This window comes from Chryseobacterium gallinarum (assembly GCF_001021975.1).
In the GTDB taxonomy this organism is placed as follows: Bacteria; Bacteroidota; Bacteroidia; order Flavobacteriales; family Weeksellaceae; genus Chryseobacterium; species Chryseobacterium gallinarum.
Map to the genome: position 1 here is coordinate 3,829,961 of NZ_CP009928.1, position 24,319 is coordinate 3,854,279.

Annotated in this window: 18 protein-coding genes and 1 tRNA gene; 9 read left to right on the plus strand and 10 right to left on the minus strand. The window is 36.2% G+C overall.

The features are described from left to right. Window positions 1-60 precede the first annotated feature (60 nt). Window positions 61-1,200: an aminotransferase class I/II-fold pyridoxal phosphate-dependent enzyme gene (locus OK18_RS16970; RefSeq protein ID WP_053328777.1), complete on the minus strand. Its 1,140-nt coding sequence runs from the start codon at window positions 1,198-1,200 to the stop codon at window positions 61-63. An 87-nt stretch (window positions 1,201-1,287) separates the two neighbouring features. On the opposite strand from OK18_RS16970, the gene OK18_RS16975 reads away from it, so the two are divergent. Then, complete coding sequence (locus tag OK18_RS16975; RefSeq protein ID WP_050021093.1) at window positions 1,288-2,328, plus strand: M28 family metallopeptidase; 1,041 nt, start codon at window positions 1,288-1,290, stop codon at window positions 2,326-2,328. A 1,017-nt stretch (window positions 2,329-3,345) separates the two neighbouring features. On the opposite strand, the gene OK18_RS16980 is transcribed toward OK18_RS16975, so the two are convergent. After that, on the minus strand, window positions 3,346-6,684 hold the full coding sequence (locus OK18_RS16980; protein WP_053328778.1) for a DEAD/DEAH box helicase: 3,339 nt from the start codon (window positions 6,682-6,684) through the stop codon (window positions 3,346-3,348). A gap of 236 nt (window positions 6,685-6,920) precedes the next feature. Between OK18_RS16980 and OK18_RS16985 the strand changes: the two genes are divergently transcribed. Next, window positions 6,921-7,913 (plus strand): T9SS type A sorting domain-containing protein, encoded by a 993-nt coding sequence (locus tag OK18_RS16985; RefSeq protein ID WP_053328779.1) that lies wholly within the window; start codon window positions 6,921-6,923, stop codon window positions 7,911-7,913. A gap of 362 nt (window positions 7,914-8,275) precedes the next feature. On the opposite strand, the gene OK18_RS16990 is transcribed toward OK18_RS16985, so the two are convergent. From OK18_RS16990 to OK18_RS17000, 3 genes are all read right to left on the minus strand, one after another. After that, window positions 8,276-8,770 carry a hypothetical protein gene (locus tag OK18_RS16990; RefSeq protein WP_156173318.1) on the minus strand — a complete coding sequence of 165 codons (495 nt, stop codon included), beginning with the start codon at window positions 8,768-8,770 and terminating at the stop codon, window positions 8,276-8,278. A 155-nt stretch (window positions 8,771-8,925) separates the two neighbouring features. After that, window positions 8,926-9,828, minus strand: coding sequence for a serine hydrolase domain-containing protein (locus tag OK18_RS16995; RefSeq protein ID WP_053328781.1), 903 nt, complete (start codon window positions 9,826-9,828; stop codon window positions 8,926-8,928). A gap of 438 nt (window positions 9,829-10,266) precedes the next feature. Continuing rightward, window positions 10,267-10,512 carry a hypothetical protein gene (locus OK18_RS17000; RefSeq protein ID WP_053328782.1) on the minus strand — a complete coding sequence of 82 codons (246 nt, stop codon included), beginning with the start codon at window positions 10,510-10,512 and terminating at the stop codon, window positions 10,267-10,269. 211 nt (window positions 10,513-10,723) lie between these two features. Here OK18_RS17000 and OK18_RS17005 point away from each other — a divergent pair, with 211 nt between their 5' ends. Together OK18_RS17005 and arr are read left to right on the plus strand one after the other, a co-directional pair. Further along, the gene (locus OK18_RS17005; RefSeq protein WP_053328783.1) at window positions 10,724-12,013 is read left to right on the plus strand and encodes a hypothetical protein; all 1,290 of its coding nucleotides are present in this window, start codon (window positions 10,724-10,726) and stop codon (window positions 12,011-12,013) included. Between the two features lie 343 nt (window positions 12,014-12,356). Next, on the plus strand, window positions 12,357-12,761 hold the full coding sequence (arr, locus tag OK18_RS21905; RefSeq protein WP_394331974.1) for an NAD(+)--rifampin ADP-ribosyltransferase: 405 nt from the start codon (window positions 12,357-12,359) through the stop codon (window positions 12,759-12,761). Between the two features lie 106 nt (window positions 12,762-12,867). On the opposite strand, the gene OK18_RS17015 is transcribed toward arr, so the two are convergent. Further along, window positions 12,868-13,095 carry a hypothetical protein gene (locus OK18_RS17015; protein ID WP_053328785.1) on the minus strand — a complete coding sequence of 76 codons (228 nt, stop codon included), beginning with the start codon at window positions 13,093-13,095 and terminating at the stop codon, window positions 12,868-12,870. 299 nt (window positions 13,096-13,394) lie between these two features. Here OK18_RS17015 and OK18_RS17020 point away from each other — a divergent pair, with 299 nt between their 5' ends. Continuing rightward, on the plus strand, window positions 13,395-14,054 hold the full coding sequence (locus tag OK18_RS17020; RefSeq protein ID WP_156173319.1) for a hypothetical protein: 660 nt from the start codon (window positions 13,395-13,397) through the stop codon (window positions 14,052-14,054). Window positions 14,055-14,422: 368 nt separating this feature from the next. Here OK18_RS17020 and OK18_RS17025 read toward each other — a convergent pair whose 3' ends face one another. Beyond that, window positions 14,423-15,277, minus strand: coding sequence for a hypothetical protein (locus tag OK18_RS17025; protein ID WP_053328787.1), 855 nt, complete (start codon window positions 15,275-15,277; stop codon window positions 14,423-14,425). 210 nt (window positions 15,278-15,487) lie between these two features. Between OK18_RS17025 and OK18_RS17030 the strand changes: the two genes are divergently transcribed. The 3 genes from OK18_RS17030 to ligD all read left to right on the plus strand — a co-directional run bounded on the left by OK18_RS17030 (window position 15,488) and on the right by ligD (window position 19,207). Continuing rightward, window positions 15,488-15,997: an alpha/beta fold hydrolase gene (locus OK18_RS17030; protein WP_228377640.1), complete on the plus strand. Its 510-nt coding sequence runs from the start codon at window positions 15,488-15,490 to the stop codon at window positions 15,995-15,997. Between the two features lie 258 nt (window positions 15,998-16,255). Further along, window positions 16,256-16,447, plus strand: coding sequence for a DUF3606 domain-containing protein (locus tag OK18_RS17035; RefSeq protein ID WP_053328788.1), 192 nt, complete (start codon window positions 16,256-16,258; stop codon window positions 16,445-16,447). A gap of 45 nt (window positions 16,448-16,492) precedes the next feature. Then, entirely contained in the window at window positions 16,493-19,207 is a 2,715-nt protein-coding gene (gene ligD, locus OK18_RS17040; RefSeq protein ID WP_053328789.1) for a DNA ligase D, read from the plus strand. Window positions 19,208-19,648: 441 nt separating this feature from the next. On the opposite strand, the gene OK18_RS17050 is transcribed toward ligD, so the two are convergent. Next, window positions 19,649-20,107, minus strand: a complete 459-nt coding sequence (locus tag OK18_RS17050; protein WP_053328790.1) for a PA2169 family four-helix-bundle protein — start codon at window positions 20,105-20,107, stop codon at window positions 19,649-19,651. A gap of 564 nt (window positions 20,108-20,671) precedes the next feature. Between OK18_RS17050 and OK18_RS17055 the strand changes: the two genes are divergently transcribed. Next, window positions 20,672-22,609 carry a T9SS type A sorting domain-containing protein gene (locus tag OK18_RS17055; protein ID WP_053328791.1) on the plus strand — a complete coding sequence of 646 codons (1,938 nt, stop codon included), beginning with the start codon at window positions 20,672-20,674 and terminating at the stop codon, window positions 22,607-22,609. Window positions 22,610-22,911: 302 nt separating this feature from the next. Here OK18_RS17055 and OK18_RS17060 read toward each other — a convergent pair. Both OK18_RS17060 and pncA read right to left on the minus strand, forming a co-directional pair. Then, window positions 22,912-22,983: transfer RNA gene (locus tag OK18_RS17060), tRNA-Arg, on the minus strand. Window positions 22,984-23,712: 729 nt separating this feature from the next. Then, the gene (pncA, locus tag OK18_RS17065; RefSeq protein ID WP_050021080.1) at window positions 23,713-24,318 is read right to left on the minus strand and encodes a bifunctional nicotinamidase/pyrazinamidase; all 606 of its coding nucleotides are present in this window, start codon (window positions 24,316-24,318) and stop codon (window positions 23,713-23,715) included. Window position 24,319 lies beyond the last annotated feature (1 nt).

Consider the following 24,319-nt stretch of genomic DNA (forward strand, 5'->3'; position numbering starts at 1 on the left):
ATAATGAAAAAACACTGCCGAGGCAGTGTTTTTTTTTATTGTCAGCGTACTATAAACTTATTAAAGATTTTTTTTCAAATGCTCCAGGGCCTGTATGATAAGTTCATCCTTTTTGGCAAAGCTGAACCTCACATAATCAGAATCCTGTTTTGAATTATAGAAAGCAGAAAGGGGCAGGCAGGAAACTTTTTTCTCAATAGTAAGCCATTTGGAAAACTCTACATCGGTCATTGTTTTGGAGATATTTCTGAAATTGACAATCTGAAAAACACTACCTTCCGCCTGTTTCACAACCTGAAAAGGGGTCTCCAGGAGTAATTCATTAAAAAGATCCCTTTTCTTTTGCATCAGATTTTTATTGGTATAAGGGTCAAAAATTTCCAGGTAACTCGCCAGAGCACGCTGGGCAGGAGCATTGGCCCCATAAGAAATATATTGCTGGCGACATTGAAATAATGAGGTCAGCTCTTTGGGAGCAATCATATAGCTGACTTTCCATCCTGAAGTGTGGAACATTTTCCCAAAAGAAAAAATACAAAATGTTCTGTTTTTAAGCTCCGGATGAAGAAAAGAACTGTAGTGTTCCGCTTCATCATAGCAATAGGTATCGTAAATCTCTTCGGAAATTAAATAGATTTCCTGGTTTTTAATTAATTCATACAATTGATTCCAATCCTCTTTCTTCCAGATTTTTCCTGTCGGGTTCTGTGGAGAATTAACGATAATGGCTTTTGTTTTTGCAGAAAAGCACTCTTTCAGGACTTCCCAGTTTATTTTAAAATCATCATCAAGGTCGTAGTAAACAGGGATACCGCCATTCATCGCTACTGAAGGGGCATAGGTGTAATAGGACGGTTGTATGATGATGACTTCATCTCCCTGATTTAAAACTGAGGTAAGGGCAGTATGCAAAGCAAAAGTAGCGCAGGGAACAATGGTGATTTCATGAGCCGTAAGAGAAAGACTGTTTTTCCTTTGCCCATTAAAATATATAATTTTTTCAATCAGTTCCGGGTTGCCTGCAAGAGGTTCATAATGATGGCTATCAAGGTCTGCTGCCTGCTGTAGGAATATTCTTAACCTTTTGTCAATATCAAAATCAGGAATACCTAAAGAAAGATCAAAGCTTCCATGCTGTACAGCAAGAGCAGACATTTCCGTAAAGAAAGAATAATGAGTAAATCCATCAATTGTATTCATTTATTTTGCATTGATATCAAATATAAGGAAAATAACATTTGATCTGTGATTAAATAAAATTTGTTATTTTTAAGAAATTTATTCTTTATGAAAAAAATACTTATTCCGTTATTGGCACTTGTTGTAATGACCGGCTGCGGAACTGCAAATGTTTCTAATACTGTTTCTTCACAGTCTGTTTCTTCAAAACATGATAAAGGATATGCCATTGGGTATAAAATGATTAACGCAGAAGATTTAAAGAAAAACTTATATGTTATTGCCTCTGATGAAATGGAAGGAAGAGATACCGGAAGTCCCGGACAGAAAAAAGCGGGAGAGTATATGGTAAATTATTATAAAAACCTGGGTGTTTCCTATCCAAAGGCATTAGGGTCTTATTACCAGAAAGTTCCGTCTGAATTTATGAAAAAAAGAGGAGGCGGTAATCTTCCTGACTCTGAAAATATCATGGCTTTTATAGAAGGAAGTGAAAAACCGGATGAAATTGTTGTTATTTCCGGTCATTATGACCATGTAGGAACCAAAAACGGGGTGGTATACAACGGAGCTGACGATGATGGCAGCGGAACGGTAGCAGTGATGGAAATGGCAAAAGCTTTCCAGGCTGCGAAAAAGGCTGGAAAAGGGCCTAAAAGATCTGTTCTGTTCCTTCACGTGACAGGAGAAGAGCATGGGCTATTCGGATCTGAATATTATACTGATAACCCTGTTTTTCCTTTAGCCAATACCGTGGTGGACCTAAATATTGATATGATCGGACGTGACGATCCTGCTAACAGAGGAAAGCAGTATATTTATGTAATTGGTTCCGATATGCTCAGTTCCCAGCTTAAAGTAATCAATGAAGAGGCCAACAAGAAAACCCATAACCTGGAACTTAATTATAAATACGATGATTTAAATGATCCTGAACAACTTTACTATCGTTCAGATCATTATAATTTTGCTAAAAATAATGTTCCCGTAGCATTTTTCTTTGACGGAATCCATGAAGATTATCATAAGCCAACAGATGATCCTGACAAAATTGATTACAAACTCCTGGAAAAAAGGACCCAGCTTATTTTTACCACAGCATGGGATATTGCAAACAGGACGGAGAGAATTGTTGTAGACAAAAAATAAAATATTAAATTTTCCACAGATCATTCCATAGATAAGCTGAAGCTATATTGGGGTTCTGTGGGAAATTTATACTATCATAAAATCATAGAAACAGCCTTTAAAATCAATATGATCTTTCATCGGATCCCAAAATTTTGAATTGAGCAGGAATTTTTAAAGGGATCTCGGTTTTAAAGGAAATTGTTCCTAAACCTAAACTTTCGTTATTTTAAACGGGAGGAAACCGGTTTTCTATCTTCTGGATTATCATTCTAAAGACTGGGTACATAATACCATAGTTTTTATGGAAGCTGGTAACACAGATGAATTTTGGAAAGAACTTCTGTCTTTAGGACTTGAGGCCTTCAAAGCAATTATAGTGTTTTGAAGCTATGAAGCCGTTTTTATTCCTTTCAGATTATGATGGGATTGAAGATATCATGTTAAAAAATCCATACCTGTTATTTCCCTATTTTAATAAACTGATAAAAATCACCTCTGTATTATTTTTATTAATTCTAAATAAATATAAATTTGTTCTATCAAAATAAGAGCTCAGTAAAAGAACTGCCTTTTCTGTCATTACTTTTGTTCACTAGCAGAGACGAAATATTGTACCATTAAACACATATCTAATCATATCCATATCAATTTTTGTTTTTTTAACCGGCAGGATAATCTGCCGGTTTTTAAACTTTAAAAATCGATCAGTCTCAAATTGGGACATAATAAATGAGTCTTAATATAAAAAATTCTGTCCATTATTGATTAACCTCAAAATTATTGAGCTCGCTTTTCACGCAAAGTTTAAAAAAAAATAATCTTCTATTTCAAGTAAGGCAGCATAGCTGCTGACTAAGCGCATGCAAAGTGTTCGCTTCATCAGAATCGATTAAAGATCGGTTCATTTCTTAGCTTACTTAAATAAAGAGTAGTCAAAAAGAAATCTTTGCGTGAATTTTAAAAATTAAATAGATCTAAAATATTATATGCCCCCAACTTTTGCGCTTGATCCTAAAAATCTCCATTAGCTTACTTCTAAGGCTCAGGGTTCAGTATTTCTAAAAGATCCTGTCTGGAAAATCCCTGAAGCTTCTTCCCATCTGTACGGAGAAGATTCTGAGCAAGGTCCTTTTTCTTTTTCTGAAGAGTCAGAATCTTTTCTTCTACCGTATTGGTGCAGATCATACGAACTGCAATGACATTCTTAGTCTGTCCTATACGATAGCTACGGTCAATAGCCTGGTTTTCTATGGCGGGGTTCCACCACGGGTCCACCAGGTAGATATAATCAGCTTCCGTTAAATTGATGCCCACGCCACCAGCCTTTAAGCTAACTAAAAATACCCTTATCTTATCGTTTTCCTGAAAATTATTAACTTTTTTTCCCCTGTCTTTGGTTTGTCCGGTAAGGTATTCGAATAGAATCCCGTGATGTTCCAACTCTGTTTTCAAAAGATCAAGCATTCCTACAAACTGTGAGAAAATAAGGATTTTATGGTCTTTTGTCTTATTCAGAATCTGTTCCATCAGAATCTCAATCTTTACGGCGTGTTCACCGGAATAACCTTCTTTGAGCAAAACAGGAGAATTGCAGATTTGTCTGAGCCTGGTAAGTCCGGCAAGGACATGGATGCTGTTTTTATGAAGATCATCATCATCATTAGAGGCAATAAACTCGCGAAGCTCCTTTTCATAAGCATCATAGATTTTGCGTTGTTCGGCATTCATTTCGCAGTAAATTACCGTTTCAGTTTTTTCAGGAAGTTCTTTGGCAACCTGTTTCTTTGTCCTTCTGAGAATAAACGGGCTTATTTTCTTCTGAAGTTCTGCAGCCCGTTTACTGTATTCAAATTTATCAATAGGAATTGCATAAATGTCTTTGAAGTATTGTTTGCTTCCCAATAGCCCCGGACAGGCAAAAGAAAGCTGGCTGTAAAGATCAAAAGTATTGTTTTCAACGGGAGTTCCTGTCAGTACAATCCTGTTTCTGGACTGAAGCAGACGGGCAGCTTTATATCTTTCTGAATTTGGATTTTTAATCATCTGTGATTCATCAAGAAAGACGTAATCAAAAGAAAATGTTTTCAGAAAACGGATGTCTGAAAGAAGCATTCCGTAACTGGTAAGCACCACTTCAAATTCAGACAGATGCTGTATGTTTTTTTGTCTGTCCGGGCCATAATGTAACAGTACCTGTACGGATGGTGCAAATTTTTTGATCTCTTCCTGCCAGTTAAACAACAGTGATGTGGGAACCACAATAAGATTTGTTGTATGTCCCCGTTTTTCTCTCTGGGATAAAATAAATGCAATAATCTGCAACGTTTTCCCGAGTCCCATATCATCAGCAAGACATCCTCCGAAGTTTAGATGATCCAGGAAATTCAGCCAGTTCAGTCCATGGTGCTGATAATCTCTTAACCGGGCATTCAGTCCGGCAGGAATACTGATTTCTGGAATATTTTTAATTGATGAAAGCTCAGAAGCATAGGAGGCTATTTCATCCTGTACTTCCTGGCTTAGCACTTCTTTTTCAAACAGGGTTGAAACTTCTGTGAAATTAATCTTAGGGATCTTTAACAGGTCTTCATCAATCTCTCCGATCTGGAAATAGGAAGAAATTTTGCTGATCCATTCCTCCGGAAGAATCCCTGAAGTGCCGTCATCCAGCTGCACAAATTTACTTTTATTGCGAATAGCCCTGTGAAGTTGCTTTAAGGAAACGTCTTTATCTCCAAACTTTACTTTCAACCTGGCATTAAACCAATCCATGCCACTGGTAATCTGGATGTTGATTTTTGCACGATGAGGATTGAGTTTATTGTCTTTCAGATCATTAAATCCCAGGATAGTAACGTCTTCATTTCGCCATCTTTCAAAAGCTTCCAGGAACCAGTTGTTATCCAGAAATTTGTCCTTATGCAAGTAGAAATACCGGTATCCATTCATTTGTTCTTCAAAATCCGGATGCTGCTGCATAATAAGTGAAGTAAAGCGGGCCTCAAGGGCTTCATTCCTGTCTATTTTGAAAATATTACCGTTTTGATCAGTATCAAGAAGCTGCTTCCGTGAGTATACCGGAACCTCAAGTTCTCCGTATCTCAGAACGGGCGTAATTCCGATATATTGATCTTGCTGACGGAGGTAAATAATCCTTTCTGTTTGATAATTTTTATCTTCAAGCTGAACTTTCGTTGCTTTTTGTATGTATTTGTAATTGATATGAATATGCTCTTCAAGGGATGATAAAATATTTTGCATAAACTTCTCATATTTAGAAGCATGAATCAATAGTATTTCATGATGAGCCTTGAAAAACCGGATTACCCGAAGCATATCCGGGTGATCTATAAAGCTGAAAGTGTTATTGTTATATACAAAATAATCATTTTTGAGAGCTATATTCTTAAAAGGTACAGATACATTGTTAAATAGCAATTCTCCTGTGATCTCATAGAAGGGATCTTTCTTAAATACAGTTAGTTGAACCTTCGCATCTAAAGTATTTAATTCAACCGGGAGAAGAGACTTCGATGAAATATTTTCTGCAATTTCCCGGTCATGATAATATACTTCCAGTCCCAATGGATTACGGATGATAAGTTGTAAGGCTTGCAGTTCAGCAGGATTATAATCTTCATTATAATTATTTTGAAAGGCAGCGATAGCAGTATAAAACTTAATTTCCAAAGGTTTTTCTGCATTCCAGATCAGCTGCATGGCATCTACAGGAGAAACCGGGTTCTTGATTTTTCCTGTCTGAGTTATTTCAGCCTCCATCAATGAAAAAATAAGGTGATTGTAATAACGGTGCTGGCTAATAACCAATATTTGTTTTTTACCAGTTTCAGGTTTTACAAGCTGTTCCCCTTGAGAATCGTGATACGGAAGCAATTCCCTTTTTAAGACCTGCTCATCTATAGGAAGCATTTCTTTGATCTTGGGTAAAATATTAACCTTTCCATCCACATATTCTACCTGAAAATAGGAGTCTGTCTCAGGCTCATTCTCCAGGCCGTATTCCCGTGCTTTGGGAATAATCATTTTCCGGCGGAGGGCATCATCAAAAAAAATACGATAGTTTTTTTGTTCCAGAATACAGTGGATAATCTCTGCCTGGTGCAGGCACAGCTTCTTTTCTGTATGGTCACATGTGCAGGAGCAAAGCAATGAGTTTCCTATTTTACTAATGGTGACCGTAGGAAACGGATGCAACGATGATTTGGTAAATATTCCCAGGTTATTCTCAATAGCGAGAGGGTATACCGTATCAAAATCTTTATTTTCTATAAAGGAGCTTCCTGCTGTATGTTTCAGCAGATCGTATACGGAAAGGGTATTGAAACTGATATTTTCAAGGATATATTCTGGCATAAATTGATAGAGGCAAACTTACAAAAAACATCTGAATGAAGGGAATGAAGAATATCTGTTTTGAAACCTGGTTCAGAAATGCCCTGTATTTTTATTAAAGGAAAATACTGATTTAATCTCTAATAAACAATACCTGATTTCAGGTAGATAAAAATACTTTTTTTCTAGGATTGTAAGCCTTTAAAACTAAAAATAAATTTGATAAAAATAACTCCATTTCAATTAAATAAAGCAATATGAAAAAACTAAACTCTATTTTGTGTATCGTTATCGGTATAATAGGCTATGCACAGCCTTCGATAACAAGATCTGCTTTGGATCAGATCAATGTTACAAGAACTTTTAAGGCCGGAGATGTACCGCTTACCGCTACACAAGGATCCGCAGGGGCAAATGTATCATGGGATTTTTCGGCTTATATTGTTCCTAATGTAAATTCCACTGTTACTAATGAATGTCCCGGGCAAAGCAACTGTTTCAGGTTTCCGGGAGCCAACAGAATTACCAAGCCAACACTTTCCGATGTCTATGATTTTACTTCCATGAGTGATGCGGAAGCGATCATGCTTGGATCTTATGCCGGACCAAGTTTTGGTGATGTTACCATCACCTACACTGATCCGTTGATTGATTTTAAATTTCCAGTTACCTATTTACAGCAATTTACAGATAACTACCAGTTTAACACTGTTTCAGGAGGTATTGGAAGCTCATCTGAATCGGGACAGGTGGTGAATAATGTGGATGCCTACGGAACGATTACAACTCCGGCAGGAACATTTTCAAATGTGATCAGGGTGAAAAAAATGAGAACAGGGATACAAACGGTTCCTGGATTACCTCCTTTCACCTATACTAACGAAGCTTATATCTGGATTAGCCAAAGTGCAGGCATTGTATTCAGCTTTGCTATCAATTCTTTTGTTCTTAACGGAACCACCAATGTGACGAAAAGTGTATCTTATCCTGAATCAGGAGCTTTATCTGCCATTGATCTGGATAGCAAAAAAGCTGAATTTTCAGTATACCCGAATCCAGCTTCTGATTTTATAAAAATAAGATCAAAAGATGAAATTAAAAAGATATCCGTTACTTCTTTGGATGGTAAAGCGGTGGCATCAGGAATGTCTGATTATATAGATCTTTCAAAATTGCCGAAAGGAGTTTACATCCTTCAGGGAGAGCTAAGGAACGGACAATCCGTATCCAGGAAAATTATCAAAAAATAGAAGAAATCAAATTTTGAATTTAATTTCATAGAGAAACTTTCAGTTTATCGTAACTATTCCTCACTGATTTGTGGTTTTTGAAGTTTTCAAAAAGAGGAATAGCATACTTTAAAGGAGCTGGCGAAATGTTTTGCTATTCAATGAATGTTTATTATTTTAAAAAAACTGCCAGCGTTTTTATTTCCGGCTTCAATATCATTTGAAGCCGTTTTTATTTAGTTTGTAATTACTTCATTTTATTTGACCGCCTTCTATTTGTAGTGGTCTTATTCCTTGGTACTGTTATGGTCTATCATGAAAATCCAGAAATACGGATGTAGATAAAGTAATTATATAGTATATGAATAACTTATCGATGATTATTAGTGATTCTTCAGCACAATGATTCCCCAGAAAAAATCTTCGGGAGGGAATGAGTCCCAATGATTATAAGCGTGCCCTGAATCCGATTTATAGTGAAGGGAATATGAGCCAGGCAGAAGAGTAATTTCATGACTGACCTTTTGATTTTTTATAGCCCCTCCTGCATGTAGTGAAGATTGATTTTGCATTTGCCAGATTACATTTCCAGCTTGGTCCTCAATCCACCCATAATCACACCATGAACTGCCGTTCCATGAGCAATTTTCTCCTACACCATAGATTTTAACTGAAGTAGGTTGAGCAATAACAAAAGATTGTGTAAGGTGTTTATCAATTCCTACATTCTGAATACCAGCGATTATCTTTTCACGTGGGAACCATAACTTTTTAAGCTTATTATATCTTTTGTATTCATTGTAAAATTGTTGCGCTCTAATGGTATCTCCCTGGATATTAGCCATTGTTGACTTTATGATCGGCTCTTTGTTGCTCATTTCCTGATCCTTTATACCGGTTTTATCTATAAAGTGATGATAAAATAAACTGGCTACAGGGGACATGAATAAATCACCATCAGCCAATGGAAATGGCTGACTGAGCTTATCGGTATTACACAGAACAACTAATGTAAGCTGTAAAGAGGGGACTTTTACAAATAAAGCTGATTCGCCTTGGGTCTGTCCATAATGCCAATAATAATGTACCCTTTATAATACTGCACAAACCACCCCAATCCATATGGAGTAACAGAGCCATTACTGATGTGATGAGGAGTAAAAATTTGTTTCTGTGCTTTTTCCGGAATTAACAAATGATTATCTATAGCTTCTGAATATTTGAGTAAATCTTGTACACTCGTTGCTAGCCCTCCAAATGCTCCAAACTCATTAAGGTATTCGATACGTTTGATTTTTCCGTCAGAGGTTAGTTCGTAAGGTTTCGCAAGCTGCGTAAAAGTGTTATCAAAAAAAGGACGGACAGAAGGTTTTATGTTTCTGTATTCATAAAATTGATCCAATGCAATGGAAGGAGCCGAAGAATTCATTTGTAAAGGGATAAGAATTTCCTCCATAAGCAGCTGGTAAAATGGTTTTCCGGATACTTTTTCAAGGATGGGACCCAGAAGTCCGTAACGATACCCGTTATAATGAAAGTAAGTCCCGGGAATACCTTCAGAAGTGTGAGTAAGCAGCTGCCTTACAGTTATGGAAATATTATCAGGGAAAATACCATATTGATGTACCGGATTGTCAAGATTCAGTTTGCCTTGTTCTATCAATCTCATGACAAGAGTAGAGGTGAACGTTTTTGTTACTGAAGCTACTCTGAAAGTAGTTTTCGGGGTCACGGGAATTCTTTTTTCTACATCCGAAAATCCTAATCCCCGTTCTAATATAATTGCATTTCCCTGTTTTACAGCTACTGCCATACCGGGTATTTTCAATTGAGCCCGTATAGAATCTAATCCGGCACTGAAACGATTAATCTCTGACTGTTGCGAATGCAGTTCTTCAGTGATGATTATCAGAAATAAAAGCCAAATATTTTTCATGGTTAAGATTTTTTACATGCCTGTTATTGTTAAAGGTGCTTCAATTCTTTGGGCCATTGTTGTTCTACTTCATTAAAGACATCTATGACCAGTATCTTTCGACCAATAAATATAAATCATATGTTCCAGAATACAAGTGTAATAAAAATCTTCTTTTGAAGCTTTATTGCACTTCATAAGGTTATTTTGCATCCCAGATAGGCCGGGAAGAGGAGGGGAATCAGGTGTATCTCAGGCTTATTAAGTCCGGGGAATATTTCATCCAATGCCGATATTCGTATATTCCAGGTTTTGCTTCAGTGACAGGCGTATTCATGAGATTGCCGATGAATTCTGATTTGCCGACGAAAGCTATATCAATCAATTTTTTAAAGGCATAAAAGGAAAAGCCTTAAGGCTTACAGACTTGAAGGAACTGTTGTTAAAAATAAAGGAATATTATAAAACCTGAAGCTCATTGAATAGCTCGATAATAGCCTCAATAAGCCCTTTTTCTACAGGTGGATTAGCTGAGGCATCCGATACGATAGCCCGTAGATTTCCTTCATCATCCCTTTCAAAAACCACTTCGTTGCCATAGATGTCGACATAGAGCTTATATCCATAAGAGAATGTGGCAAGCCGCCCGTTAAAAATAAGTTCTTCACCTTTATAAGTAACAGGTAGTTCAAGTGGTTGTTCCATACTTCTTTCTGTTTTCCAGGGTAAAGATACAACCTTGTGTCCGATCTTTACAAATAAAGAGCTGTTTTTATGGATAAAAGCGGGTGAATGATGCTGCCAGATATTGGTTTTTATTATATATTTGATTTATAAGAGTATTACACTTTTTAATATAAAAAATTATCTCATACCTTAATTTTATTGGATAACTTTAACAAGTAAATGCATAATAATGAAGCAGATCATTTTAGGGATTATACTTTTCCTGTTGAACCAGAATACAGCCGCACAGCAAAGACATATTTCCAATGACAGTATTCGTGTTTTTTTCAACGAAATTAAAAAGGCAACCAGGGAGAAGAGCAATCTTTGGAATAAAGATTTATATAATGCACTACTTTTTGTAGAACCCCAAACCAGAAAGGTTTTTGCCAATGAACCAGATTCTATAGGAAGTTTACAGCCTGACCAGAACATGTATACAGGAATTTTGCCGGATAAGGTTAATATAGCCAATACATCTATCAACTGGAATGGGAAAAGGTGGGCCATGGTTATGCTTCCGCTTCCAGCCCATAAGAAGGACCGGATTAATCTCCTGGCCCATGAGCTGTTTCACAGTGCCCAACCCTCACTCGGATTCGCTCTGAATAATCCTGATAATAATCATCTTGATCAAATGGATGGGAGAACGTATCTCCGCCTGGAGCTGGAAGCATTAAAAAAAGCAGTTTTATCTTCTTCTGAAAAAGAAATAAGACAACATCTTATCAATGCCCTGGTCTTCAGAAAATACAGGTATATTCTTTATAAAGGTTCTGATACCAGCGAAAATGACCTGGAACTTAATGAGGGAATGGCAGAATTTACGGGAGTAATGATCAGCAACAGAAATAAAAAACAAACTGCCGCTTACCTGGCAGACGGAATCAACCGTTTTTTTACCAACCCGACATTTGTCCGTTCATTTGCTTACCATACCATCCCTGTATATGGCTACCTGTTGTATAACCGGGATAAAAACTGGAATAAAAAGATAACCAATACAACCAATTTGACCCGTTATTTCATCAATGCATTTCAGATCAGCATTCCTGTTGACATAGAAAAAGCCGTTAAAGATAATATGAATCAATATAATGGAATGATAATCTCTCAGGAAGAAACGCAAAGGCATGAAAAGATTAAAAAGATTATTGCTGATTATAAATTTAAATTCATCGAACAGCCCCATTTTGAAATAAAGTTTGAAAAGATGAACGTCTCCTTTGATCCCAGAAATATCATTCCGATAGAAAATAAAGGAACGGTATATCCGAATATGAAACTTACGGATTCATGGGGAATACTGAATGTGGAAAAGGGAGCCCTGATGAGCCCTGATTGGGATAAGGTTTCAATAACGAACCCTGTACGCACAGAAGGAAAGAAAATAACCGGAGATGGCTGGACTCTTGATCTTGCAAACGGTTATACTTTAGAAAAAGATAAAGCCAATAATTACAGACTTATAAAAAAGTAATACTATGGAATTTTCACCATTCAATAAAGTAGTTAAACTTTGTATTCAGGGGATGAGTGCAGAGGAACAGGGAAAACCTGAAGAAGCAGTCCGTTTTTTTATGCAAGGTTGGAAGGAAGCAGATAATGATCATGAAAAGTTCCTTGCCGCTTATTATATGGCCCGTCATCAGAGGACAACTGCTGATACTTTAAAATGGCTGGAAACAGCATTAAGCCATGCTATAAAACTCAATGATGATACAGTTAAAAGCGCTTTTCCCGCTCTCTATAGCCGAATTGCCGAATGCTATGAAAAATTGTCAGATCCTGTAAAATCCAGGGAGAATCTTGAATTGGCCCGGTTGTATAAGGACAATCCCTCAGATAAGGGTCCTTTTTACCACGGTACAAAAGCCGATTTACAGATAGGTGATGTGCTGACTGCAGGTGGCCTGTCCAATTATAAATCTGAATTCAAAATGAATCATATTTATTTTACCGCCTTAGTAAATGGAGCGGGTCTGGCTGCAGCCCTGGCAAAAGGAGAAGGCCGGGAGCGTGTATATATCGTAGAACCCACAGGAAACTTTGAAAATGACCCTAATCTGACAGACAAAAAGTTCCCTGGAAACCCGACCCGTTCGTACCGGTCCGAAAACCCTCTGAAGATTATAGGAGAAGTAACAGATTGGGTAAAACCGGATCCCGAAGAACTTCAGAGATTTCGTGATAAACTGGAAAACAGTAAAGGAGATATTATTAACTGATCAGAAAGATAGCAGGCAGTAATAGAGTAGCCTTCTTTTTAAAGAGCAATATCATACAATATTCAGAATTATAAAATAGAATAAAACCCTCAAATCGGGGCTTATTTTAAAATGTGTGAGTTTCGGGTTTGTCCAATATTGCGATAAAGCTGTTTTTGAGTAAATCGGAGGGATAAATAAACTGCTCTCCCTTTTCACCTTTAACAACGATTGCGGCTTGTTCATTATTTAAACACCTGTCAAGCTGTTCCTGAATCTCTTTAAGCTGGCCATCTTTGATATCCAAAGTGTATTTTCCCGTTGTATGGGTAATACTTACGATTTTTTTGTTCATGGTCGGAATTTTAAATCATTTGCCGGTAAAGATAATTTTTTTCCGTCAAGTTTATTAATGGAATTTATTTAAAGTAACAAATTTTGTCACTTACTTAATATATACAGCTGAAATTAGAATAAAATACTATGAATATTTTGATTAGCTGAATAATATTTATTATTTTTGGAAAAATGTTAAAGTTTAAGTATATTTTTTCATGCTGTACAAAATATAATTATACTTGCAAGCACACCTAGAAGAATCTAATGTGTATAAACTTATGATTCATTAAGTTAAATTAAAAACTAATAATTAACATGAAAAAAATTCTATTCAGTATTTGTGTAGTTTCACTTACGATGAATTCATGCACAAATACTAATGGTGAAGAAGATTTAGTGCAAAAAGTAAATGTAGAGAACCATCTAAATTCTTCAAACAAGCTTTATAATCAGGAAGTCGAAAATCTTGCTAAAGAAATTGTTCTGGCTTCTTCAAAAATTATGCTTGATGATTATATAATTGAAACCAATGAGCAGAGATTTAAGGATGACCTTGAAAAAGGTGGTGTATTTACATCTGAATATGTAACATTTGCAGAAATGGGTGAAGTATTCCAAAATTATTTTGGTATTGATAAAGATGCGACAGTAGAACTATTTACTGTTATTTACAATAACCGGAGTTTGATTTCAAAAATTGACAGAGAAGAACTTCAGGCAGCAATCGCGAATGAGGCAGAACTTTATAATTCAACGGTATCACCGGGAACCAGATTAATATTTGGGGCTTTGGTTTCAGTAATTAATCCAAAAGGTTGTGGATGGGGTGTTGCAGCAGGAGTTGTAGATACAGCTCTTTCAGCAGCTGCAACAGCAATAATTTCACCAACAGGTGTTGGAGCAGCAATTGGTGCTGTAAGTACTGCTGGTTACTATGCAGCAACTGTAGCTCAAGCGGTTAGATGTAAAAAGTAATAAATGGAATCAAGTATAATTTACATTCAAACACTTTTAGCGTTAATTACCTTTTTTATATTATATCAACAGAAGAAAAGAAATAAAGGGAATGATAACGGTATAAATTTACCTTTAAAGATTATTCTTGTAAGTGTTGTAATATTATCTTTATTATTGCTTATTTTTTTGATTTATAATTATAATATTACCGTTTTTGAATATATAAATTACTTGCATTATTTGCTATTTTGTATTTGGATAATCTTGCTTGTTTATATTTTAGTAAAACATAAAAAAACAGGATAATAAGAAAGTGGGGCTATAGATCATAGTCCCACTTTCAATTATTTGTTGATCGTATAAATACTCTTACAATAAGCGTATATTTATTTCTTTGCAGGCAGTAACTGCTTTACTAATGCTTTGAGTTCTTTGATCTCTTCAGACTGGGATCTTAAAGCTTCATTTTCTTTCTTAAGTTGTTGAATATCTTTATTCTGCTGGATTGAGTAAAGGGTTAATTCTTCAATTTTTTCCAAAAGTTTAGCATCCATTTCTCCCAGATTTATTCCGTCTTTCTCCACTTCCTTTGCAGAAGGGATATTGGGTAGGTGTCCTTTTTCGGCAATGTGTTTTTCTACCTCCTCCAAGGAACGAAGTTGATAATCTTTTTTGAAGACATAATCTGCCCAGCCATTGGCTGCTGCTACGTCAACTTTTACTTTTTCTGTTCTGATTCCATCTTTTACAAACATCCGGAACTCTGCACAATCTCCACAGACTACCTCAGGATTAGTTCCCAAAAAAAGTTTTCCATTGGCTCTTAATGACATGATCCACCCATAAGCGGCAGGGGTTGGCCAGCCTGCTACGTCAAGAATTCCGGGATTGTTTTGCTGGTACTGGGTAAATCTCAGAAAAACAAGAGAGTTCCCACTTGGATGATTGACACCCTCATTTCCTACATAGAAGGTATCAGATAAAATATCTGTCGAAACTTGTGTTCTTCCTGACACTCTTAAAGCTATTCCGTCTTTAGGAGCTCCTGCAATACCTATATTTCCGGCCGCATTTAAACGAATCCTCTCTATATTATTGGTTTTTAACACCAAATCTTTGGCGTCTGAGGTTCCCAGAAAATTTGAAGAGGCATCTGTTCCTACATTTCCGGTTAGATTCCAGGATTGCGCAAATGAAAAAAACGAAGTTAAAATGGCTAATGGTATTAGTTTTATTTTCATGGTTAAATAAGTTTTATACAAAAATAGGTATTTGTATTTCATCTCAAAAAATTTATTTAATAGAGTGTATAATTTTATCACTTTTCGGTGTATTAAAATTACTATTGTCTGAAAATATTTTAGAAAGAGCGGTTGTTTTACCATAAATTGTATTAAAATTTATCAAAAGATTATTCTGTGTACCTTTATGTCAATAGTAATTTGTGAAAAATGAAGAAACAGGTATTATTCATTCACGGAGGTGGTGACAATGGTTACGAAACCGACCAGAAACTGCAGCTTTCTTTGCAAAAAAACCTGGGAGGAGAGTATGAAGTGTTGTATCCCGTAATGCGAGCTATAGAAGAAGAAAAACTGGCTGGGGAATGGCTTGCACAAATAGACAGTGAAATCTCAAAAATTCATGGAGAAATAATATTGGTGGGACATTCTCTGGGTGGCTCTATGATATTAAAATACTTATCGGAATGGCGGGTTCCTGTAAATATTACCGGAATTTTTCTCATTGCTCCACCATTTTGGAGTGGAGACCGGGACTGGGTTCAGCCGTTAAAGCTCAAAAAGAATTTTGCATCACAGCTTTCTCAGGATATTCCTATTTTTTTCTATCAGTGTAAAGATGACGATGTAGTTCCTTATGAGCATTTTGCCCGTTATAAAAAAGAAGTTCCCTGGGCCAGCTTCCGGGAAATACTGATGGGGGGGGCACCAGTTCAATAATGATGTATCCATTGTAGCTATGGATATTGTTGCAAACTCCGGGAAGAATCGCTAAAGCAATCATATACCGGACAATATTGCCGGTCGGCAGGCATTGTTACTGCATATAGAAACGTAAGAACCTGATGATTTTTAGTATGGAAAAATTTGATATTTGGAGATTATATGATGTAGGTTAATTGAATATTTTTCACTGAACGGCTCAATTTTTGCAATTTTTTTAATCACCAAAATATTAATCCTTAAAAACACCAGATCATGGCAGACAATAAATCTAAAAAAGGTAAGTCCGACAGAAATAAGGTAAGCGGATCGGAAAATTACGAAATTCAGTATTTTAAGGAAAAAATGAACCTATCATCCCAGGCAGTAACGGGAGCAATCCGTGCTACAGGCTCCAATGATAGAAAGGTCCTGGAAAAATACCTGAAAAACCGTCACGGAAAATAACAATACTGGCATTCAACAATTCGTTCAACTTTAAAGAATATTGCTATGGGCTTATCTAAATACCGGCAGAAACGCTCGATGAAGAATACACCCGAACCTTTTGGTGGAAAATCAGACGGTGGTGAACTCAGGTTTGTTATACAAAAACATGATGCTTCGCATCTGCATTATGATTTCCGCCTTGAAATGGACGGTGTTTTGAAAAGCTGGGCTGTTCCAAAAGGACCATCGCTGGATCCTGAAGTAAAACGCCTTGCAATGATGGTAGAAGACCATCCCTATGACTACCGTAATTTTGAAGGAATCATTCCCAAAGGGCAATATGGCGGTGGAACTGTGATTGTGTGGGATGAAGGAACCTATGAACCTGCAGATTCCGAAAAAACTGATCGTAAAAAGCAGGAAAAAGAACTTTTGCACCAGCTGTATTCCGGGAAGCTCAGGTTTACACTTCACGGTAAAAAACTGAAAGGGGAGTTCGCATTGGTAAAAGCTCATGGCCGGGGCGATAACGGCTGGCTCCTGATGAAGCTTAACGATGAGTACGCAAGCAGGAAAGATATTACTGAAAAAGATCAGTCCGTTATTTCAGGTAAGACCATTGCCCAAATGGAAGAGGAGCCGGACAAAGTGTACGGTAAAGAAAGCATCAAAAAAAATTCTGCAGATAAAGGCAAACAAAATTCCAAAAAAGAAGCATCCGAAATTATTAATGACCAGCTTGAAGCGGTTCCCACACAGCAGAAAGAAGAAGCGGCACACATTGAGCCATTGTTAAAGAAAGCTCCCGGGCAGAAATTCTATACCCATGTAGAACCTATGCTTGCCACTTTAGTTGATAAACCCTTTGATGATGAGGAATGGGTATATGAGGTGAAATGGGACGGATACCGCGCTGTTGCGTTAATGAACAAAGGAAAGGTCGAAATAAAATCGCGCAATGACAAAAGCTTCAATGATAAATTTTATCCGGTTTACGATGAACTCAAGAAGTTCGGTCTGGATGCAATTCTAGATGGTGAAATAGTAGTGCTGGGTGAAGCGGGAACTGCGAACTTCGGCTCTCTGCAGAACTGGAGATCGGAAGCTGATGGCGACCTTGTTTACTATGTATTTGATATTCTCTGGTATAAAGGTAAAGATCTGAAAGATCTTTCTTTGCTGGAACGCAAAGCAATTCTCCGGGCAGTACTTCCCGAAAGCACAAAAATTCTTCCCAGCGAACATTTTGAAACTTCCGGTATCACTTTTTTGGAAGAAGCAAAAAAACTTGGGTTGGAAGGGATTATGGCCAAGAAAAAAGACAGCGTTTATCATACACACAGTCGTTCCCGTGACTGGCTAAAGATCAAAGCTAATAAAAGGCAGGAAGTCGTCATTGGAGGTTATACCTTAAATGATGATTCCAGTAAACTTTTCAGCAGTATCCTCGTAGGGGTGTATGAAGGAAAGAAATTTATTTATACGGGAAAAGTAGGTACGGGATTTAATAAAAAGACCCAGCACGAAATGATGGAACTGTTTAAGCCACTCATTACTAAGAAAACCCCTTTTGCAGAAGAACCGGATGTGAACAAGCCTTCCCGTTTCCGCCCGGATCCACCTCATGCAACAGTCACATGGTTACGGCCGGAGCTTGTGTGTGAGGTGAGTTTTACGGAACTGACAAATGATGGAGTTATGCGACATCCATCTTTTGACGGTATGAGGGATGATAAAAGTGCAAAGAAAGTTGTGATGGAAGAAGAAACAGCCACTGAAGAAGCGGTTAAGGAGAATGATGGGCAATCTATTATTTTGCCACGTGAAAAAACAGGCCGGAAAACACTTCTTAATCCCAAGGATAAAAGCCAGGTCCGGAAGATAAACCGTCATGAGCTGAAATTCACAAATCTTGATAAGGTTTTCTGGCCTAAAGAAGGGATCACTAAAAGAGATCTGATCAATTATTATTACCAGGCAGCCCCTTTTATTTTGCCCTATCTGAAAGAACGGCCCCAAAGCATGAACCGGTTTCCTAATGGGATTGAAGGGGAAGGCTTTTATTTTAAAAATGTTACCGACACAGCTCCCGACTGGGCTTCTACCTATCTGTATCATAGTGATACCGACAATAAAGACCGGCATTACCTTGTAGGAAAGGATGAAGCAACTTTGCTGTATATGGCTAATCTGGGCTGTATAGAAATGAATCCATGGAATAGTACTATTAAGAAACCAGATTATCCGACATTCTGTATTATAGACCTGGACCCCGATAAAAATTCATTTGATCAGGTTATTGAAGCTGCTCAGGTGACCAAGAATATCCTTGATGATATGGGCGTGCCGAGCTATTGTAAAACAAGCGGTTCTACAGGCCTGCATATCTATATTCCCCTGGCTAATAAATATACTTATGAACAATCCAAGGAGTTTGCAAGAGTAATTGTAACACTTGTACATAATGAGCTCCCCAAATATACCAGCATCGAACGGACCATTAAGGACCGGAAGGGAAAAATGTATCTGGATTTTTTACAGAACCGGCCTCATGCGACTATTGCAGCAGCCTATTCCGTACGTCCAAAGCCTGGGGCCACCGTATCAATGCCATTGCATTGGGATGAGGTAAAATCTGGATTAAAAATCAGTGATTTTCATATCCTGAATGCTATGGAGCGGATGAATAGTGAAGGAGATATTTTTAAACCCGTTCTCGGTAAAGGAATAGATCTCAAAAAAGTAATTCAAAAATTTGCTCAGGAGCCTGGGGAGTAAGAAATTAAAATAGTTATTAAAAGAACCTTAAATACTTTTGTTATGAATGTGAAACGAATATTTGGTACAGTTTTGACCATTTTGGGAATCGGTGGTCTGTTATATGTTGGCAATGGCCTGATTAATAAAGGAGTCGCTAATACAACTCTTATTGTAGTGGGGGTTATTGGTTTGCTTTTCTTTTTCGCAGGAATAAGTTTAGTCAAGAATACCAGGGACGAGAGCTGAAATCTGCTTTAAGTTCATCAGATGGAGATTATGCAGGATACAAGAATATATCTTGGGTCCCAATCATAAATTGTATTCTTTTAAACTTTTATGATTCAATCATAAATCAAAACAGAATCTGCATAAACAGCCATCAAATACAGTATTCTGGCTACACAAAATAAGCACCTCTGAAAAGAGATGCTTACTTATTAAAATTATAGGCTGAAAGAATTATTCTTTTTTATATTCTTCAATTTTTTTGAATTGACGATAAGAATCTTTCAGGTTTCGTAATTGTTCACCAACAATTTTTGTGCTCTTTTCGCAAAGTTCTCCGGTATCCAGGGCATTTTGATAAGCTTCTATAGCAGCTTTTTCACCAAATACCACATTTTCTAATGTTGAGTTTTCCAGGTTACCTACAGTAAATGAATTTTTAATGTCAATCCATGTTCTGTGGATTGCTCCTGCAATGGAAGGGGAATCCTGAGGAACGCCATTTTTTTCTGTAATAAGGTTGATCAGTTCGTTTTTCATGACTTTCGATTGGGAAATCATGCGGTCATATTCATCTTTTATATCAGGATACATTTCCCATACTTTTCCTTCAACTTTTTCAAATCCTTTTATCCTGTCATTGGTGATCTGAAGCAAATCATTCAGTACTGATATTGTTTGTTCATTATTCATAATATAATTTTTTTGTGATGGTTTAGTGTTTCTTACCAGTGTATATTACGTCTGTATTACAAAATTAGTGTTTACTGGTTAGTATTTTTATTATTTGAATCATATTGCAGCCAGATACTTTATTGAAGATAGAAAGAAGATTGAATATGTTCAGTTCAATTTATTGAAAGAAAAACAGTTAAAAACCAACAAGAAAGCTCTATTTTACATAATAAAAAAATACAAATTGCACTTTCATATAATGGTGATAAAAAAATATTTATATAACTTGTAACGATAATAATCACAATTAGTTAATAGTTAAAATTTACCAATATATTCTTATAATAAACTTGCGTTTAGGACCGGTATTTCTCAAGGTTGGCGAGCAAGTCATATCTGATATTGTTTTACGTGGTATTAGAACAACTATTTCCAGTACGCATTACACAATTTCGAAAGTTCATAATGTTAATCAATAATAATTAGTAAAATAACAAATGAAACCTTGTATTAAAAACAAATTAATAACATATAGTATTTATATTTTTGTTAGATTTAAACAATGTTTTAAATCACTACATTATGAAAATAAATTTATTTGAACGTTCCTTACTGATAAAGATAAAAATACTGAGTGTATTCTTATTTTTAACAAACTCGATGTTTTTTGCACAAACTAGAATTTATGCAAGCGCCCAAAATTTCCAAATCAATGGAGTATGTGCGGCTTGTAACGTCTTGAATCCCGAAAATGCTGTTGGCTCTAATGAAGCTGATTTTTCCTCTCTTCAGGTTCCGTTAGGATTATTTGCTAGAATAGAGCAATCTGTAATATTTCCAAATTCAAAAGCTGATTATTCCAAGGTCGCCATTGGTATTGGCACTGGAGGAGTAGCACTATCAGCCAATGTATTGGGCTCAATTTCTATAGAAACTTTTAATGGAAATACCACTAACGATGATTACAGAATGTTAAACAATAGCTTGATTAAATTAGGGGCAAACCCAACAGAAGGAACGATTGAGCTAACAAACTCTAAGCCATATGATCGTATTAAAATAACTCTTCATGGAGGGCTTCTTGCATTAAATGATCAGCTAAGAATATACTATGCATATCAAGTGCAGGATTCCAAAGCATATGCGAATTTTCAGACCTCAACTAAATTTGATCCTGTTACAGGCAATGGAGTAGTTAATCCCAATTTTGCAGTAGGAAACGACGAAGTCAACTGTTCCGTATTGAGAATTGGGAGAGGGCAACTGGGAACTGTCGAACAAACATTAAGTTTCTTATTTCCTGTTAATAATTTTTTAACAAAAGTTGTTATTGGCATTGGCACAGATCAGCCCGTTCTTACCCCTGAACTCTTAAAAAAAATAAGCATCGAAACAATGAAAGGCGAAGTTTCCAATGTGGACAAAAAATACGTTTCGCAGAATATGCTTTCCATAGGTTTGAATCCTAATGAAGGAATAATAGAATTCACACCTACCAAATCATTTGACAAAGTCAAAATCAGTATGGAATCACTGAATGATATCGATCAGGAACTTAAAGTTTTCTATATCTATCATACCTCCCCAAGTTTATTTAGTTGTGATCCTCCGCCGTTTAATCCAATCCATCATTATCCATTTAATAATAATATTGAAGACGCAATAGGAGGACTACACCTTATCCCTACTGACAATTCATTTATTATACTTGAGCCTGATGCTATATGCGATAAGGCCCTCCGTACAGTTTTGCATAATCGGGGCACTTATAATACAGCATCGAATGAAAATTTTATAAATCATTCCAAAACAATTTCATTTTGGGCACGACTTCCCATTCTACCTCTTTCAATAGAAGCCTATGGAATTTTAATAGCTAATGAAGAGGGTACTTTTTCAGTATTTGCAGCTGATGGTAGAATTACTGAAGAATTCCAAACTGGTCAAAATAATCATTTTACAATAACTTACTCAGAAGATCGCCCTAATAACGAAGCAAAACTATGCTTGTATAAAAATGGTTACGCTAAACTTAATGAAGCATCATGTATAACAACAGACATTTTAGAAATTCATAACCCTAATTACAATATAACTGGAAATTTATCAATTACACTACCTCCTGCAAGCCCAGACTTTAGTATGGATGAACTTCTTATATATGACCGTGCTCTTTCGGCGACGGAAGCAGAGCAATTATTTCTATCCTATAATAAACCACAGATTCCTAGAAAATATTACCCGATCTCAGGCGTTAATAATAATAACACAGATTTAGTAGAAGAAAAATTAAAACTTTCCCCGAACCCAACTTCAGGACTCATCACACTTGCCGGAAATATTGAATTTAATGATTCGGAAATTTCTGTTATTGATACTTTTGGGAAAGAAGTATACCATTCAAAATTCCGATACAAAACATTTGAATTACCCGCTACATTATCAGGGGGAGTTTATATCCTTAATGTGAAAACAAAGGGAAGAAAAAACTATTCTCAAAAAATCATTCTTCGAAGATAAAATAATATCAATTAATACTACAAACAAAATCTGTCTCATAGCTGAGATAGATTTTTTGTAATATATCAATACTATATTAATTTTTTCAACTCCTTCTTTATTTAACTCATTATCTCGACCAGAGTCACAGCATGAGTAAAGGAGAGTAGCGGTAAAAGCTGTTAAAAAACTAATTTTGTCTTCATTGATCAGATTTTTAAAATTCCTTCCAAAAAAGAAGAAAGAGCTTTAATAGCTCCTTTTGTTATTGTTGTAATTTTCGGGGGTATTCCTTCAAAATCCGCTTAAATAAAGGCGATATGTAGCCCCACCAGGAATCGAACCTGGATCTAAAGTTTAGGAAACTTTTGTTCTATCCATTGAACTATGAGGCCTTTGGAGGCATCAAAAATACAAATTCTTTTAAAATAATCAGCATTTTTTTCAGTCAATAGGAGTTATCAGACCTTTAAAAGATAAAGTAAAGTAGTGGATCATGCACAAAAGTTGTGGTCTTATAATATTTAGATCTATTTAATTTTTAAAATTCACGTATTTCTTTTTGATTACTCTTATTTAAGTAAGCTAAGAAATGAATCGATTTTTAATCGCTTCTGATGAAGCGAAGACTTTGCATGCGCTTAGTCAGCAGCTAGGCTGCCTTATTTGCCTACTTGAAATAGAACATTATTTTTTTTAAACTTTGCGTGAAAAACGATCTCAATAATTTTGACGCTAATCAATAATGAACAGAATTTTTTATATTCAGACCCAATTTATTATGCCTCCAACTTTTGCACTGATCCAAAAAGAATCCGCTCTTTAGGAGCGGATCCAGTAGATAAACATCTCATTTTTTTTAATTAGACAACAATAAAAAGCACAGCCGACAATGCTGTGCTTAAATTTTTATTTCAAATTTAATTGCAGTTTTACGATTGAAAAAAGCAAAAAATGTTTCCACTTCAATTGTATTACATAGTAAATGTACTAATATTTTTAATATGAAGTATGAATTAAATGTTAAAATTCACAAGTTATCCACATTTTATTGTGGATAAGTCTGAAACTGCTGTTTATCACGGCATTCAAAATGCCGGATGTTGGTTAAAACAAAGAGTTTATTATCCAAGGATAGTTACTCCCTTTTCGATCATTTCATAGATGGCATCTCTGCCATTGTCCGGTTTTACATTCACCGCGCGGGTTCCGTTAAAATGAAGGCAAGTTACATAACCGTTTGCTACGGCATCCAGGCAGGTAAATTTAACACAATAATCCATTGCCAATCCTACAATTTCCAACAATTGGATATCATGATATTTCAAGAAATCATCCAATCCTGTTTTCATAAAGTGGTTGTTATCCTGAAAGCCGCTATAGCTGTCGATTTCGATATTCTTACCTTTTTGTATAATATGGGTCACTTTATCACGGTTAAGGTCTTTGTGGAATTCTGCACCAAAAGTTCCCTGAATACAATGATCCGGCCACATAAACTGCGGAATACCATTGAGGATGATACTTTCCCCCACATTCCTGCCATTACTGCTTGCAAAGCTCTTATGTCCCGCGGGGTGCCAGTCCTGAGTCAGAACGATCTGGTCATATTCATTTTCTTCCATCAGGAGATTAATGTAAGGGATGATTTCATTGGCTCCCGGTACGGCAAGTGCCCCTCCTTCACAAAAATCGTTCTGTACATCGACTATTATTAACGCTTTTTTCATA